A 15,858-nucleotide genomic window follows, 5' to 3' on the forward strand; every position below is an offset into this window, starting at 1 on the left:
AAATGAGTGATGCAGTGTTTCCTAATCGAATGGCAACACCCCACGCATTTATCCGATCTATATCTATTATTTTTGCAAAATAGTATAATTATTCAAATCCATATATTAAATAGACTGAGCTATTGCAAAAATTATTTAAGGTTATAACATACAAAAAAGACAAGTCTGGTTCATGGAATGGTACGTCAAATGTGGATTGATATCGGCAATGGAGAACTTTTCGGAACATTCACCACATGGTTTCTGTGCTATTCATCCAAGCCTTCCGGATAATGGTGTATAATGGCTATGGTTACATCTTTTATCAATAGTGTTCATGTTTTCCGGAAGACTCTTATTTTTTGTAGAGTGAGAAAGACAGCCTAACCCCAATATAGACGCTATCTTCACAGACAATAAGATTCTTCAGGCTGTCTTCAGTCTAATTACCTTACAATATCCGCAAAGATAAGGCAACCGGATAAAACATACAAATACCCGTCCGACCATCACTGGCAGAACGGGCGTGAGACATTACTAAAACAAAACGTCGTATCCATATATTGAGATGAAAAACTAATGGATACAATACATAAGGGCAGTCTGTTAATATAAAACATACACATTGAACATTCATCCTCACGGAAAAACACCAACCCGGACCACCCTTGGATATAAATTCTATCAATGACTGTTGCCTATAAAATTAGAACATTCAGATGAGATATGCAAGTGAAATCATACAAAATCATCCCATCATCACTGACCAGACGAGAGAAAGAGATTTGTGTGTATAATTTCCATACGCTCATGGTGAAACAATATGACTATCCACCTCCTTTATAAAAACGGATATGGATCATACAGACAAAAGTAATGATTATTGTCGGAATTTCCATTATGCTACGGTACAAAAAACAATATGCCCCATCCATCAACGGACAAGGCATATCGGCAGTAGTTCTATTGTTATGTAGAAAGAGTATTTTGATGGCACAAAGATAATATGAAATCCGGACATATCCACCGCCGCCGTACATTTTCCCCCACTGATATCTCTCCTTTAGCTCCATAATAGAAAACGGAGTGATGGATATTCAAGTTGTGGGGGAATAAAACCGGCGGAGTGATATATATTATCAGTTTATTTTTGAAAATCATGTGCATTATCGTTATTTTTGCCATGGAATTGTGAGATTCTTTAGACACAGTACTTTTGATTAACAAGATTTTAGTTGTTGTGTTGGAGGGCTTTCTGTCTGTAATAGGATGGGAAGCTCTTCTTTTTATTTTTTGATTTATGGAAGATGGCTAATAAGAAAAAATTGTTACCCGGACTTTTTTGATGTACATACTAAATATATAGAGAGAAGTAGAAAAATACAGGTGAAATAATGACTAAATGAGGATATAGAAGAGTAGACCGGCTTTGCAGTCTACAAAAGTGAGAAGAAGAAAAATAAAATAAATTCTTCTCTCTCCACTCTGGCAGGGTACGAAGTAGCCTCTCTTCTTCAATCTTTCATCAACCGTTTCCATAGCTCCTTTACTGAAAAATAGTGGTTCTTCCTGAGAGACGAAGATACTGAGAGGACCGGCTTTCTCCCAAAGAAAAGCCGGGTCCGGTCTCTCTGGAAGGTTCACGATACAATAAAGCAAATAACAATCTAAAATCCAATAATATGATAAACAAAAACATAAGCTACTACTTTAATTCGGGTGATTCAAGGAGTAAAATTTATTATAACTTCGACCACATCCTTGAACTTATAGCATCCAATCCCAAACTCTCTATACAAACGGATATGGTGAGGGCGCAGACGACAGAGAAGGCTTACAAGGAAGAGAAACACAGACTCCCCATGATAGCACCTTCCGGAATATTCGACTATAGGAACGATGACCCGACCAGCCTGCGCCAGTATTCCAATATCCTTGTGCTTGACTTTGACGATTTCGGGTCACATGAGGCGGCAGGAGAATTCAAGGAAAGACTCATTCAATATGCCAATCCTCTCCATCTTTACGCAGTATGGTTCTCCCCGGGTAATAAAAGCGTGAAGGCGGCTATGGTTCACGACAACACCAACCCGGAGCATCATTACAATCTTTTCCGGCAGGTGAAGCAAAGGTTATATCCGAGGACTGATGAATTCGATAAGAGTTGTCATAATCTAAGCCGCACGTTCTTCCTGAGTTATGATCCTAATGTCTATGTAAAACCGGGGAAAGATACGTTGCTTCCTTACCACTTTGAATATGACCCATCCATTCCTGAACCTGCTGCGAAGAGTTATAATCATAGTGGTTCAGACGGTTGTTTTATCCATACGCCGGAAGAGATAGAGGAGAGCACTTGCTTTCAGAGGTTATGGAAGGATAGTACGCTTATTAACTACGTGGACAGGAAATGGAGAAGAGAGTATCCGGACAGTTATGAGGACGGTAACAGACATAAATCCATCCTCTCACGGGCAAGATGGTTGTGTCGGTACGGTGTCTTGTATGATGCAGCACTTGACTATCTTATCGGTACGTTCGGCAGGCATGGTATCTCTGAGGATGATATAACGGGAATGGTAATCAACAACTATAATGCGAACCGGAAGAATTTTGGTGTCTCAAGGATGGAACTGTATTCAAGGAAGGAACAGGGAGTGGTGTACAGGAATCAGAAACTGAGGGAGAATACGCCGTTTCAGTAAAAGGCAAGGTAGTGTATGTAGTGTACAAGAGATAAGTCTATGATGGCTTATCTCTTATTTTTTATTCTCGAGAGTATAAGAAATATACTATAAGAATCAACATGTTTCCAGGATATTTTGTATTTTTGTAACGTATTATTGCCATAACTGTTGAAATTGGATCTATACTTCAAAACACAAAGACATGAAGAAATTCGTAGAGCTCAAGACCATTGAGAAAGGGAACGTCCTTGTCAATGTCAACCATATAGTCAGTATTGAAAGCCTGACGGATGACACCTCAAGAGTACTGCTTGTCGGAGGTGGTAAAAATTCGATAATGCTGTACTATACCATATCTGAGAGTGCGGAAACAATGAAAAGGAAATTATGGGAACTATTGCTGTAGCAAGGAAGGAAATCCTGTCATCACTGAGCCGACTTTCATATAGTCCCTGCACGAACCAGAGAAGAAGAGAAGCAGGCATGACAACCGGAAAGATGGTATAATACAGTTAATATCCCAATCTTTTTCGGGAGTTTTCCGATATCCGGTTAGCCAATATGAAGAGCGCGGAAAAACTCTCGAGACCGTAGCATACCCCTTGTCCTGCTCCGGTATGTCTGTAAACCATGAGGCATTTGCTAAAAAGTGGCATTTGCCTTCACTGGTCATATAATAGGGTCTCTCTTGACAATGTATTTTCGTATATAGTCATAACCCGGGATAAAACGATTCCCGTATGACTTTCCGCATAATTTACCCAAGGATGTAAAAAGGCTTATCCGACCACCATTTCTACAGCCTCCATCACAGCCCGGCCTGACTCCAACCGGAACCAATACCATAGCCAGAGCAAAATCCCGCCCAGCCAAAGCAAAACCACATCAATATGGTCCACCCGCAGTATCCGGCTGACCAGTGTACAAAAAAGTACTCCACAAAGCACATGGGAAGCCACCATGGTAACAAGCTGGTCGTTGGCCATTCTTATCAATACGAAAACGCCTATAGCAGGAATAAAGGATGTATAGTCAATAAAATGTTGTCTGTCATCCATGATACAATATTGAAAATGAAAGTTACAAAGATAACAAATTATTCTACAGAACAACTCTCCACAATAAAAAGACCTGAGGAAGCCGGGAAGAGCCATCGTTACAATAAGAGTAAAAAAAGTAACTTCTCTTCTTTTTTCTAGGGCAATTTAGGGATGTGCCTTGAGTCTACGGGAATGATATTACAGACTCTCTTCCCGATAACCCAAGACACTTTTAATTCACTGCCCTTTGATATCAGAAGAACATTCACCCCTCGTTTTCCGTTCTATCCATTCAAGCCTTCCTGATAATGGTGCATAATGGTTACGGTTACATCTCTTCCCGGTAGTGCCGTCATATTCTGGAAGGCTTTTTGTTTTTTATAGAGCGAGAAAGACAGTCCGATTTGAAACTAGCGAATATCCTTACGGACCAATAATATTCCGGGCTGTGTTTCATCGTTAGCTAAAAATCAAAACGTTTATTGATCAAATTTCCTCAAAGATAAGGCAGCCGGATGAGATAAGCAAGTACCCGTCCTGTCATCACTGGCAGAACGGGCATGAAATACTACTCAAACACATTGTATCCATATATTGAGATGAAAAACTAATGGATACGTACAATACATAAGGACAGTCAGCAAAAATGAAACAGCTTATCATGATGATTTATCCTCTTGAAAAAACAAATACCGGCTCTGACTGCCCTTGGATACAACTTCTAAATCTATGTCTGAAAGTTAGGATATTCAGATGAGATATACAAATGAAATCATACAAAAAGCTCCCGTCCTATCATAACTGACCAGACGGGAGATGAATTTACTATGTTATGTGTAGTTACATGTTGAGCGTAAAGTTAATAATTATTGTTTGAATTTCCATCATGGCACGGTACAAGAAACAATATGCCCCATCCATCACCGGACAAGGCATATCGACAGTAGTTCTATTGTATAAAGAGAGAGCATTTCGATGGCACAAAGATAATACTAAATCAGGATATATCCACCGCCGCCGTACATTTTCCCCACTAATACCTCCTTTGGCTACATAATAGAAAACGGAGTGAAGATATTCAAGTTGTGTGTGGGGGGAGAGGAAACGGCGGCAGGATATATATTTTTATCGGTTTGTCCTTGAGAGTCATGTGTATTATCTGTATTTTTGCCAAAGTGTAAGAATATAGCTCACAATTACTTCTTGGAAAACTTTTCAATGATGAAGTTTATATTGTTACAAGCCTTTATTCAAACATGAAGCAACGTTTGATTCTACTTTATGATAAACCGATATTGCGGAACAAAGTACCATTGAAATTCTCAATAATATACAGAAAATAGTTGCATAACTTGTCCAGACCAGCCACCATAATATTCATAACTTTCTGATGAGCCTATTCCTGCGATGAGTGCTTATTATACTTTTGCAGTCAAGTCTGAGGTCAACTTCGATTTAAATTTCAATCCAGCAGATGGACAGCCAATTTTATGGAATTAATTCAGCAAGATATTGAAAATTAGAGACTATGACATGGCTACCAAAATTTTATTGGCTTATACCCATATATTCTTAACCCAAACTCATACCACTATGTATAAATCTTGATTGGAATCAGTCATAAATAAACATAAACCCAACCTTGACCAATAGTAAAATTAAAATCAGAACTGGGATAGTCGTTGATATAATTTACAACTTCTTTATTTCAGCCCATGAGAGGGTGGTGGACAATCGATACCCCACATCTTATTTTGTCTGTTTCCCATTTTCAAGATCAATACACCTTCATTTATCAAATCCTCATGTGCAAACCAGGCATGATTCAATTCTTTGCCATTGAGAGTGGCCGACTGGATGTATTTATTTTCATCTGACACCCCCTCTGCTATAATTGTGAAAAACTTGTTGTTATGTAACTTGATACGGACCTCACTGAACATCGGACTGCCAATGGTATAAATAGGCAGTCCCGGAGTGACAGGATAAAAACCGAGAGAAGAAAAGACAACAAAGGCTGACATGCCCCCTCCATCTTCATCCCCAGGAATGCCCATCAAATCATTGCGAAACCACATCTTTAACAACTGGCGGATACGCTTCTGAGTTTTCCAAGGCTGACCAGCATAACAATAAAGATAAGGAATATGCAGAGACGGCTCATTCGCCATGGAGAATTGTCCCACATTGCCAGTATGATCGGGTAATTGAGAATAGAAATCAAATTTACTTTTTCCCAAAGACTCATTGAACATCTGATCCAAATTGGCAACAAACTGTTCCTTGCCATTCATCAGTTCAATAAGGTCGGCAATATTATGCGGCACATCCCAACGATACACCCAACCATTATTTTCTCCATAATACTCACGGGCACCCTGACCACCAGAAAAGCGGTAATCAAATGGGCTAATCCACTTGCCATTTTTATCCTTTGGATGGAAAAAGCACGTTTCCTTGTTGTAAATATGGCGATAATTAAACGAACGACAACGATAGTAGGCAGCTTCTTCATCCTTATTTAGCATTTCAGCGATGCGTGACAGACACCATTCGTCATACGCCGTTCCGAGTGTCACGGCTACAGATTGACGTTTTTCGAAGGAATGTACATTCGGATCAGTTTCCTTTTCATCAGGCTGCAAAGCAGGGATATACCCCTTTTCTTTATAAAACAGATCAATCCAGCCACAGGTTGCTGCTGACCAAGGAGCCAATGTCTTCTCTTCAATAGCACGTTTGCACACATTGTATGCTTTGGTTAAATCAAACTTGATTCCTTTGGCAGCCGCATCTGCAATCGTAGCCACTCCATGATTAGAATTCATTCGTCGAGAATCTCCTGTAATTTCCGGGAAAGTAGGCATCCACATCGTTCCCATCTGTTCTGCCATACGCAAATAGGACCGAATGATGTCCAACTCCGTATTTTGATCGATAAGTACACGTAATGGATGGGCTGCACGATATGTGTCCCATATCCAATCATCTGTATAGAAAGGCAAACCATAATCATTATGTACCCGATGATCGAACGCGCTGAAATAGCGCCCGTCTTCGCTGATACAGACTGGGCGTTCAAATACCCTGTACAAAGAAGTATAAAATACCCGCTTACTGTCAGTATCTCCTCCCTTAACGTCTATCTTGCCCAAGGAAGCATTCCAGATATTCCGCCCTTTATCAGCCAGTGCCACCACATCATAACCGGACAATTCACGTTCCATGTTTTTGCGAGCTTGTTCTTCACTGATAAATGAAATACCGTATCTTACACGCACATACTCAGTTTGTTTTGCAAAGGCCAACACCGCACACGCATTGTGACCTTCTGCAGTCGTCGTACGGCTCAATTTCCCATCCACCAGCATGTCTGATTGTACTGGCATCTGCTCAGTTTCCAAATACAGATAGACTCGAGTGTTGTTATCCAAATGCTGGTAACCACTGATATGGTTTTCCGCTACCTGAACTTTTCCGTGCCGGGAATTCACAATGAGATAAGCCGGTTTGTCCGTTTGGGTAAAGCGGAGTTGGTATAAAGCCGATTGACGTGAAGGCGCATACTTGACCTCAATTTGTTCTTCATCCAAAAACACTTCGTAATAGTAGGGCTTGACGTTCTCATGGTCATAGCTATAGTTTACGACCGGCTGTAACGGCTCTCCTTGGCAAGGACTAAGGTTAAAGGCCGAAGTGCCCCGATGGCTGGTAATGATGAGCGGCAATCCATGTAATTGACTACCTGTATAATCACTCCGTTCGGGATATACACGCAACATGCTGTTGGGCAAATGAATCGTAGGATAAGTGGGTACTAGTAAATGGCTGATGTTGCCCATATAAGGGTTGACATAGTCAACGGGAGTCAAGTTATGTTCTTTATTTGATCCCTGAGAGAGGGCGTACCCTGCGAATAAAAAAACAAACACAACACACAAAAAGTATAAATGTTTCATTTTCTTACAGAACTAAGGATTGTATTTGGGCTACAAAAACAGCAGCCATACGGTTTTGAATATAACAGTCTTTACCCCGGTTGGGATGCCATCCATACTCAACCCCATCAATACACTCTGTGTCATCGGCAAAGAGAGTGCTCGTTTGTCGGTGTGTTTCTGGATGCTCAACGGTCTTTGAAAAGCCAATCTGTTCATCAAATTTTACCAGTGGAAAGCCCCATTTGTCGGAGAGTTTCCTGATAGATTCATTATACACCACGCGTGCATCGTGCCAATGGGTACAAAGCAGAATCACAGCCGGCTTCCCCCCTTTCACACCGTAATACTTCGAACCTTTGTCAAATTGAAGTTGATAACAATCGGATATGTATTTCTTGATTACATAATCAAAAGCGGCCGCATAGTTGCCACGGGTAAAAGGCAAGGCATATTCGTGATAGTCCTTTTTCAGCTCATTCGGGGCATACACATCCCGGTTGTGTACCTGCATAATCACGAAGACATCCACCTCGTCCAATTCCTCACGGGAATACAAATCGCCACGTGACATTCGGTTCGCCACATCCGCAATGGCTTCTCCTCCGATGGCCCGGTTGATTCCCTTCGCACGCAACGCCTCACACCCCAACTCAAACCAACCGTTATCCACGGATGCAAAAGAAGCGCCTGACAAGAGAACGGTCAGCTTCTTCTTCTCATCAGACATTGATAAATAACCTTCTCGTACCGGAGAACATATATCCTGTGCCGGTAAAAACGAGACCCAGCAGTATAGGAGTAGTATTATAATATAAATCCTTTTCATCATAATTCATTTAAAAGATGTAACTTTCCGTCTCTAATAATCTTAAGAACCAATTCACCAAACAAGGAATTTTGCCAGGCAAACCACGAACGTGTGAACTTTTCAGGCTGATCTTTGTGAAAAGACTCATGCATAAAGCCTGTATTAGCATCCGTAGCCAACAGCATGGCAACGCACAATTTGATTTCCTCATCGTTCTCCGACGTCATGGCACGTATGATTATGCTCATGGGCCACACCATGTCCATTCCTATGTGAGGGCCACCGATGCCTTCGGCATATTTGCCCTTGAAAAAATACGGATTGTCCAGACTCAACAGATATTTTCGCGTATTCTGATAAATCCTATCCGAGGGCTTCACATCGCAGATGTAGGGCAAAGCCAGCAGACTGGGAATATTAGCATCATCCATGCAGAGCTGATTGCCGTATCCGTCCACTTCAAAAGCATAAATCTTTCCATAGGTAGGATGCTTGTGTATGGCATGTTTTTTCAACGCTTCGCCCACTTCCATATACAACACATTGCACGCACGAGCCATTGCTTTGTTTTTGTTCACCTTCAATAGAATCTCCTCCATCTGACGCAAGCTGGTCACAGCAAAAAAGTTGGAAGGAATCAGGAACGGATAAACAGTCGCGTCATCCGAAGGGCGAAAAGAAGAGGCAATCAGTCCGTTGGCACGGACCGGATTTCCATATCCATCGTTGGATAACGTGTCATACTGCCGGTCCGTCACACGTAAAAACGAATAATTACCCCGATTCTCCTTCCGTTGCTGGTCTTTGAAAACTGTCAGGATAGATTCAACCACCTGCATCCATTCCGCTGTAAAAACGCTGTCATCACCGGTTACTTTCCAATAATGATAAGCCAGACGAACAACATAACACAGCGAGTCGATTTCCCACTTTCTTTCGTGAATTCCCCCTCTCATTGGTGTCCTGTCATTTTGCCACTCCCCTTTTCCAGAGAGATCACGGTAGAACGCATTCGCATACGGATCCAGCAGAACTAATCTGAACTGTCGTAGAATCACCCCCCGAATCATTTTCCTCAACCGCTCGTCCTCATTGGCGTACATCAGATAAGGCCACACCTGGGCGGAAGAATCCCTAAGCCACATTGCCGGAATATCCCCCGTTACCACAAAAGTGTCGTCCTCCGGTTCCGATTCATAAAACACCGTCGTGTCCAATGTGTTGGGAAAACAGTTGGCAAACATCCATTTGAGCTTCTCATTTTTCAGTAGAGTGACCGTCTCCTCAATAACCCGTTCGACGACTTCTGACCGGAAAAGTCTTTTTTCCACCGGTGGACGTTTAGACGTATACATTTCAACATGATCGATCCATTGCATTTCTTGTCCCGAAGAACAAGGATGTGCAAAAAGTAGAGAACAGACCCATAAAGAGCCTATAGTGAGTAATTGTCTCTTCATCTTACAAAGCTAGTCTTACTGCAGGAACGTAATTGAATTTCGCACCGCCAATGTTAATTCTTGCGCCAATTCTAAAGTAATATTGCGTGCCGGATTTTATATTTTCATGTTTTAAGTCCAATTCCAATGTAAACTCATTGCCAAGGTACGAGTTATCCACACCTTGCTTTACCACAAACTCCTTGAGTGGTTCGCCAACATTCGGTTCACGGTGACCGTAAAGAGCCACTTCCGCCACCTCTTGGTCAACCGTCTTTTCTATACGGAACTTAGCCACAACCTTGCTACCATTTTTTTGAATGGAAGCATTTTTAATACGGATGTAAGGCTGCACTCTGAAGTCATATACCGTATTACCTTTCACCACAACTTCTTGATCTTTGACAGACACAAAGTTACCACGCATCAGACTCATCGTATACGAACCTGCAAACATCACGTTGTTTCGATACGTACCATTGTTCTTAATTACCATGTATTGCGTTTCAGGATTCTCAAACCCATGTTCGATAAATTCGATTTGTGCCCCGTCAATAATATCCTGTTCAACCAGTTCGCCAGTTTCAATGTCTAAGATTTTGCCTTCAATGGTAGCATTCGGACCATCATAGTTGTCTATTTCCAACAAGTCGCAGGAAGTGACTGCAAACAATGTCAGCAAAGCGAAAGCCATATTTTTAATGTTACGTTTCATAGTTGCTATTGTTAAATTAGTGTTTTGGATTCTGAGTTAAACCATTGGTAGAAGTTCCAGGAATATGTCTGTAATAATGATGCGTTTGGAAAGTACAAGAGTTTGCACCCGGTACAAACTTACGCACAAAAATATACTGAGGCTTTTCCCCTCGTAAATCAATCATAGGCACCAACGCCATTTTACGGCGGTTATCGAATTCCGAATGGAAATCCCTGCGTCTAATCAAATCCCAGTAACCCTTATTTTCAAAAGCCAACTCAATTCTCCTTTCGCGCAACACATTATCAAGAGTCAAGTCAACCTCTGTAGTATGAGCTGCTCTCTTACGCAAGTCATTCAGTCCCTTCTTGGCCATATCCAGCAAATTACCATCCGTTTCACCCTTTTCAACAACCGCTTCCGCAAAGTTCAGCAAGATTTCGGCGTATCTGAAATCCATAAAGTCGGTAGTCGACTGCAACTCCTTGGTCACGGTCAGGTTCTCATTTAAGAATTTGCGCATCAAGAACCCCGTACGCGTACAGTTCGGTGTACCGTCAAACCCCGAATAATCCTTCGAGAATTGAGCACCGAATGTATAATACGTCTTACCATTATGTTCACAAGCACCCGGTGAACTCATCAAGTCACCATTCGGTTTAATCACCCCCCCCTGGATTACAATCTTCTTCCCTTTCCACACACTGTTCGGATACGTGATGCAAGCAAAAAAGCGGGCATCCTTATGCTTGAAGATTTCCTCCGGCGAATCAAAATGGCGATAAGCAACATACGGACGATAGCCTTCATTATCGCTCACCTTTCCATCTTCCGTAGTGATGATCGGAGCAGCATGCCCCGGATTGGTATAATCCTCATACAAGTCAATCAACTCAAGAATTGGATTGGTTCTACCTCTGTGAGGGAATCCTTCCGCATTCTGATTCGGATTGTTCCAGGCATCATAATCATGTGCAATCCGAGTACCCGGAGCTCCATAGCCTTTGATAAAAATAGCCTCTTCACCAGCCACATTCGGATCTGTGAAAAGCGCTCTGTAGTTAGCAATCGCTTCTTGCACACTACCTGGATGCGCCTTATACAACCCAAACCTATTGGAAGCGATGATAGCTTTAGAAGCATCTATGCAAGCCTGATAATAACGGCTGGCATCTGACTTGTCCAAACCAACAAAATTCTTATCCACCGCTTCCCCTTCCAACGGAGCCTTGTCCCAATATTTAGCTACAGAAGCTGCATGTAATGCTGCCCTTGACTTCAGAGCATACGCCGTCCACTTCGTCGCCCTGCGCTTCTCTTCACTCGGATTGTTTCTGGTTTCCGGCAACAGACGAATCGCCCTGTCACATTCCTCCATCACAAAATCCCACGTTTCTTTTTCTGTGCTACGAGGTACCTTCAAGTTATCCGTATTCGGCTCAAACTCCTGATACTTCGTAATGATGGATACCCCCCCATAACGCTTCGCCAAACCAAAATAAGTATACGCCCTTAAGAAATGGGCTTCCCCCATCAACGCATCCTTTTCCTCTACTGAAATATCCAAATTGGGAATATACGTCATCAGCAGATTGATATTTCTGTTCAAAAAATACCCCTTATTCCACCAGTCATTGGCAAATTGGTTCCAGTTGGGCCATTCCGAATGGATGGCTTCCAGCGCATATTGCGCCAACGTCAAAGAACCAGTATTCCCTCTGGCGTTAAATCCGGCAGCAGGCATATATACAAAATCTTCAATCGGTGAACCATAATAGAGATCAGCTAGAAACGACTTGATACCATTGGGATCCGACAAGACACTTTCACCCGGTATTTTATTTTTTGGTTCTAAATCCAGAAAATCAGAACAAGCTCCACATAACACGAGCAAGAACCCCACAATTACATATTTAAAATTTAACATCTTTTTCATACGTATAATATTTAGAATGAAACACTTAAGCCTACATTAAAACTCTTTGTCAAAGGATAGTTGTATCCGGCACCATAGTCACCCTCCGTCTTTTCAGGGTCAAACTGTTTCAAGAACGAGTCGGTGAATGTAAAGAGATTGTATGCATTGAAATAGAGTCTCAAATTTTCAACACCATATTTTTTAGTAAATGTTCTAGGCAATATATAACCCACTTCAAAGCTCTTCAGGCGTAAATAAGACGCTTTCATGTTCCATGCCTGACTATCGCGGTAAGAAGAACCCATTTCCTGAGAGAAACGATTAGCAGGCCATTTACCAGGCACCCAATTGGTGTTGTCAGGATCATAGGAATCCTCCAAATGCCATCTGTCAAAGAAATAAGCAGGTAAATTACCATTGTTGAAGAACATTTGGCTGAATACCTCATTGAAACGGATGTTGTACATACCAGCACCTTGGAACACCATTGTCAAATCCATATTTTTCCATTGTGCATTCAACGTAAAACCATAAAAGAGTTTCGGTGTCTTGTTTCTGAATATCGGTTTGGTATCATAACCATTGATCACACCATCACCGTTATAATCATCATAGATATAATCACCCGGCAACAACTGCGTATTTCCTCTATTGTCGCAATGAATAGCCCCATGTAAAATCTCTTCATAATTTTGGAACTGTCCGACTTTGTCGAATCCCCAAACCAAGTCATTCCAACGGTTTGTATATCCATTCTTCCAACGGTCGTAACTGCTTCGTGCAGCCGGTTTATCCACTGTGCGATGCATGGTTCTGGCAATATTCATGTTGAAAGAAGCGCTGTAAGAGAAATCATTGATGCGATTTTTGTGAGAAATGGTCAAGTCAAAACCCTGTGTACGTTCACTTTCCACATTCTCCACCGGCATTGATCCACCAAACGTATTCGGCAAGTTGCCTTCTCTGATTTTCAACTTTCCGCTCTTGTGTTTCTTATAGAAGTCAAGTTCAAAATTCAGTTTGTTTCTTAGCACAGAAAACTCGACCCCCACATTATACATCTCCGAACGCACCCACGTAAAGTCCCGATTGATCACACCCGGAGCTGCCATCGTACCCAGGAACTTGCCATCTTCAAACTCATAACCAATATTCACATTAGGTGTGAAACCCATCACGTGTTGGAATGGCTCTCCTACATTTTCACCAATGACGCCATAAGAACCACGGATTTTCAAATTATCAATAAACGAAAAATTATCTTTGATAAAGCTTTCTTCAGAGATTCTCCAGCCGGCTGATAAAGAAGGAGAGAACGCCCATCTTTTGCCGGGTGCATAACGGTAAGAGCCGTCATAACGGCAAGCATATTCAAATAAATACTTACCCATGTAGTCATAGTTAAATTTACCGATGTATGCCATAGTTGTCTCTTCATGTTCCGTACCGCTATTCGTCTGTACCCCCGATGCATAATCCATCACATCTGTCGTGTAAAAATCATATTCACGTTTCAAGTAAGAGTGTTTCTTCTCATATTTCTTCTGTTCGTAAGCAACTAATGCCGAAACATGATGTTTGTCCAGGAAGGTTCTGTCGAATGTCACCTGCGCCTGCAACACAATGCGGTCTGCATCTTCCACATTATTGGCAATACGCGGCTTGTTTTTCAACTGATAATTCAAATCGGACGAATAAATGCGATAACTCTTCCATAAATTTTTATTGAATACACTATAGCTGTCATAGGCAATGGTGCCTTTCGCCTGCAGTCCCTTCAAGAAAGGCGCATCATAAGTCAGCGAAACAGCCGACTGAAGCGATTTGTTCTTGTCCACCGTATACCCTGCATGCTTTTTCTGTGACATCACCACCGGATTTTCCTGATTGTAGATATTCGCCGGATAAGCCGGGTCATCGTTAATATACGGACGTTCGTTCGGATGACTGATGATGGTACCTTTGTACATCCATATAAAGCCATCACCACCCGGGAAATCCCTCATGCCATAACGGCCCGAAACCATCACATCCGTTGTCAGATAACGGTTCAATTTGGCAGAAACATTGCTTCTGAACGTATAGCGGTCATAACCCATATCCCCACTCTTGAAAATACCGTCTTCATCATAGTAGCTGAAACTGAGGAAGTATTTCATAATCTTATTGCCACCCTCAATAGACAAGTTATGATTATGTCTCAAACTGGCTTTTTTCATGGTTTCATTGTACCAGTCCGTGCTTTCATAACCCGGTCCGCCAGCTCTCCACTTATTTAGTTCTTCATTGGTAATACTATGCACCCCGTCTCTATAAAAAATCGCATCATCGTACATTTCCAGATATTGGGCCGCATTGGCCATGAGGGGACGGTCAGTAACCTTCTGCCAGCCCACATTACCCGAATACGTAAACTGAGGACGGTGGGATTCCCCTCTCTTCGTAGTCACCACAATCACACCATTACTGGCATTCATGCCATATACTGCAGCGGAAGCGTCCTTCAACACCGAAACACTTTCGATGTCACTAGGATTCAATTGTTGGAATTCAACGCTACCATCGCGTACAATACCATCGATGACATACAAAGGTTCTCCATAGCCGCGGATGTTAATCATAGAATTAAAAGTACCCGGCTCACCATTCTGCTGTCTTATCTGCAATCCCGGCATCTTACCCTGTAAAGATTGCGCCAGGCTGGAGCTCACAGTCGTATTGATCTCCTTGGTCTTTAACGAAGCAATACTTCCCGTCAAGTTACCTCTCTTCTGCGTACCATACCCCACAACTACCACTTCATCAACTAGATTGGCATCCTCTTCCAGCGTAATTTCGTAATAATCCTTCTTCACTCTCAGTTCCTTCTTGCCGAAACCGATGTACGAAATCGTCAGCAAGTCGTTTTCGTGCGCATTCAAAGAGAATTTACCATTCAAATCAGAAATGGTACCACCGGCACCGTTTTCCACAGCAATGGAAGCGCCGATGATAGGAACACCAGAGAGGTCTCGGATAATCCCCGAAATCCTTTTGGCACTCCTCTGCTGTCCTTTCGACACTTTGGAATCAATTTTATACAACACCACATTCTTTCCCTTAATTTTATAGCCGATATTTTCCCCTTTGAAAACCACCTTCAAGATTTCCTCAATCTTTTTATTTTTTAAAGACACCGAAATCTTTCGCTTGGGATTGAACAGATTGTAATCATAAGTAAAAAACAGATTGTTCTTTTTTTCAATGATTGATAGCACCTCCGTGATGCTTTTGTTTTTCACATCCAGTGAAATGGTAACATTTTGAGCATGCAATGCAAGTACTCCGTTAAATAGGAATAAAAATGTTA

General features: G+C 41.8%; 9 protein-coding genes. 2 read left to right on the top strand and 7 right to left on the bottom strand.

Annotated elements, in window-relative coordinates; all coding sequences use genetic code 11:
• The first annotated feature begins 1,661 nt into the window (after positions 1-1,661).
• A complete protein-coding gene (locus HUX74_RS20080; protein WP_174647297.1) occupies positions 1,662-2,684 on the top strand; it encodes a BT4734/BF3469 family protein in 1,023 nt (340 codons plus the stop codon).
• A 184-nt stretch (positions 2,685-2,868) separates the two neighbouring features.
• Positions 2,869-3,072 carry a hypothetical protein gene (locus HUX74_RS20085; RefSeq protein WP_174647298.1) on the top strand — a complete coding sequence of 68 codons (204 nt, stop codon included), beginning with the start codon at positions 2,869-2,871 and terminating at the stop codon, positions 3,070-3,072.
• Positions 3,073-3,445: 373 nt separating this feature from the next.
• Here HUX74_RS20085 and HUX74_RS20090 read toward each other — a convergent pair whose 3' ends face one another.
• The 7 genes from HUX74_RS20090 to HUX74_RS20120 all read right to left on the bottom strand — a co-directional run bounded on the left by HUX74_RS20090 (position 3,446) and on the right by HUX74_RS20120 (position 15,790).
• Positions 3,446-3,724, bottom strand: coding sequence for a hypothetical protein (locus HUX74_RS20090; protein ID WP_174647299.1), 279 nt, complete (start codon positions 3,722-3,724; stop codon positions 3,446-3,448).
• A 1,685-nt stretch (positions 3,725-5,409) separates the two neighbouring features.
• Positions 5,410-7,665 carry a GH92 family glycosyl hydrolase gene (locus HUX74_RS20095; protein ID WP_005824115.1) on the bottom strand — a complete coding sequence of 752 codons (2,256 nt, stop codon included), beginning with the start codon at positions 7,663-7,665 and terminating at the stop codon, positions 5,410-5,412.
• Between the two features lie 4 nt (positions 7,666-7,669).
• Complete coding sequence (locus HUX74_RS20100) at positions 7,670-8,476, bottom strand: DUF5040 domain-containing protein (protein WP_005824118.1); 807 nt, start codon at positions 8,474-8,476, stop codon at positions 7,670-7,672.
• Positions 8,473-9,915, bottom strand: a complete 1,443-nt coding sequence (locus HUX74_RS20105; RefSeq protein ID WP_008665704.1) for a glycoside hydrolase family 125 protein — start codon at positions 9,913-9,915, stop codon at positions 8,473-8,475. Before HUX74_RS20105 ends, HUX74_RS20100 begins: the two co-directional genes overlap by 4 nt.
• Before the next feature lies 1 nt (position 9,916).
• On the bottom strand, positions 9,917-10,609 hold the full coding sequence (locus HUX74_RS20110; protein ID WP_174647300.1) for a DUF3823 domain-containing protein: 693 nt from the start codon (positions 10,607-10,609) through the stop codon (positions 9,917-9,919).
• A gap of 16 nt (positions 10,610-10,625) precedes the next feature.
• Positions 10,626-12,527, bottom strand: coding sequence for a RagB/SusD family nutrient uptake outer membrane protein (locus HUX74_RS20115; protein ID WP_005824124.1), 1,902 nt, complete (start codon positions 12,525-12,527; stop codon positions 10,626-10,628).
• A gap of 11 nt (positions 12,528-12,538) precedes the next feature.
• Positions 12,539-15,790, bottom strand: coding sequence for a TonB-dependent receptor (locus tag HUX74_RS20120; RefSeq protein ID WP_227238993.1), 3,252 nt, complete (start codon positions 15,788-15,790; stop codon positions 12,539-12,541).
• Positions 15,791-15,858: the final 68 nt, after the last annotated feature.

The organism is Bacteroides sp. Marseille-P8574 (genome assembly GCF_902825465.1).
In the GTDB taxonomy this organism is placed as follows: domain Bacteria; phylum Bacteroidota; class Bacteroidia; order Bacteroidales; family Bacteroidaceae; genus Bacteroides; species Bacteroides uniformis.

Bases quoted from the DNA above. Each gene is read 5' to 3' on its own strand.
- HUX74_RS20090 (WP_174647299.1), bottom strand. From the start codon at position 3,724: ATGGATGACAGACAACATTTTATTGACTATACATCCTTTATTCCTGCT.
- HUX74_RS20110 (WP_174647300.1), bottom strand. From the start codon at position 10,609: ATGAAACGTAACATTAAAAATATGGCTTTCGCTTTGCTGACATTGTTT.
- HUX74_RS20080 (WP_174647297.1), top strand. From the start codon at position 1,662: ATGATAAACAAAAACATAAGCTACTACTTTAATTCGGGTGATTCAAGG.
- HUX74_RS20100 (WP_005824118.1), bottom strand. From the start codon at position 8,476: ATGATGAAAAGGATTTATATTATAATACTACTCCTATACTGCTGGGTC.
- HUX74_RS20085 (WP_174647298.1), top strand. From the start codon at position 2,869: ATGAAGAAATTCGTAGAGCTCAAGACCATTGAGAAAGGGAACGTCCTT.
- HUX74_RS20105 (WP_008665704.1), bottom strand. From the start codon at position 9,915: ATGAAGAGACAATTACTCACTATAGGCTCTTTATGGGTCTGTTCTCTA.
- HUX74_RS20115 (WP_005824124.1), bottom strand. From the start codon at position 12,527: ATGAAAAAGATGTTAAATTTTAAATATGTAATTGTGGGGTTCTTGCTC.
- HUX74_RS20095 (WP_005824115.1), bottom strand. From the start codon at position 7,665: ATGAAACATTTATACTTTTTGTGTGTTGTGTTTGTTTTTTTATTCGCA.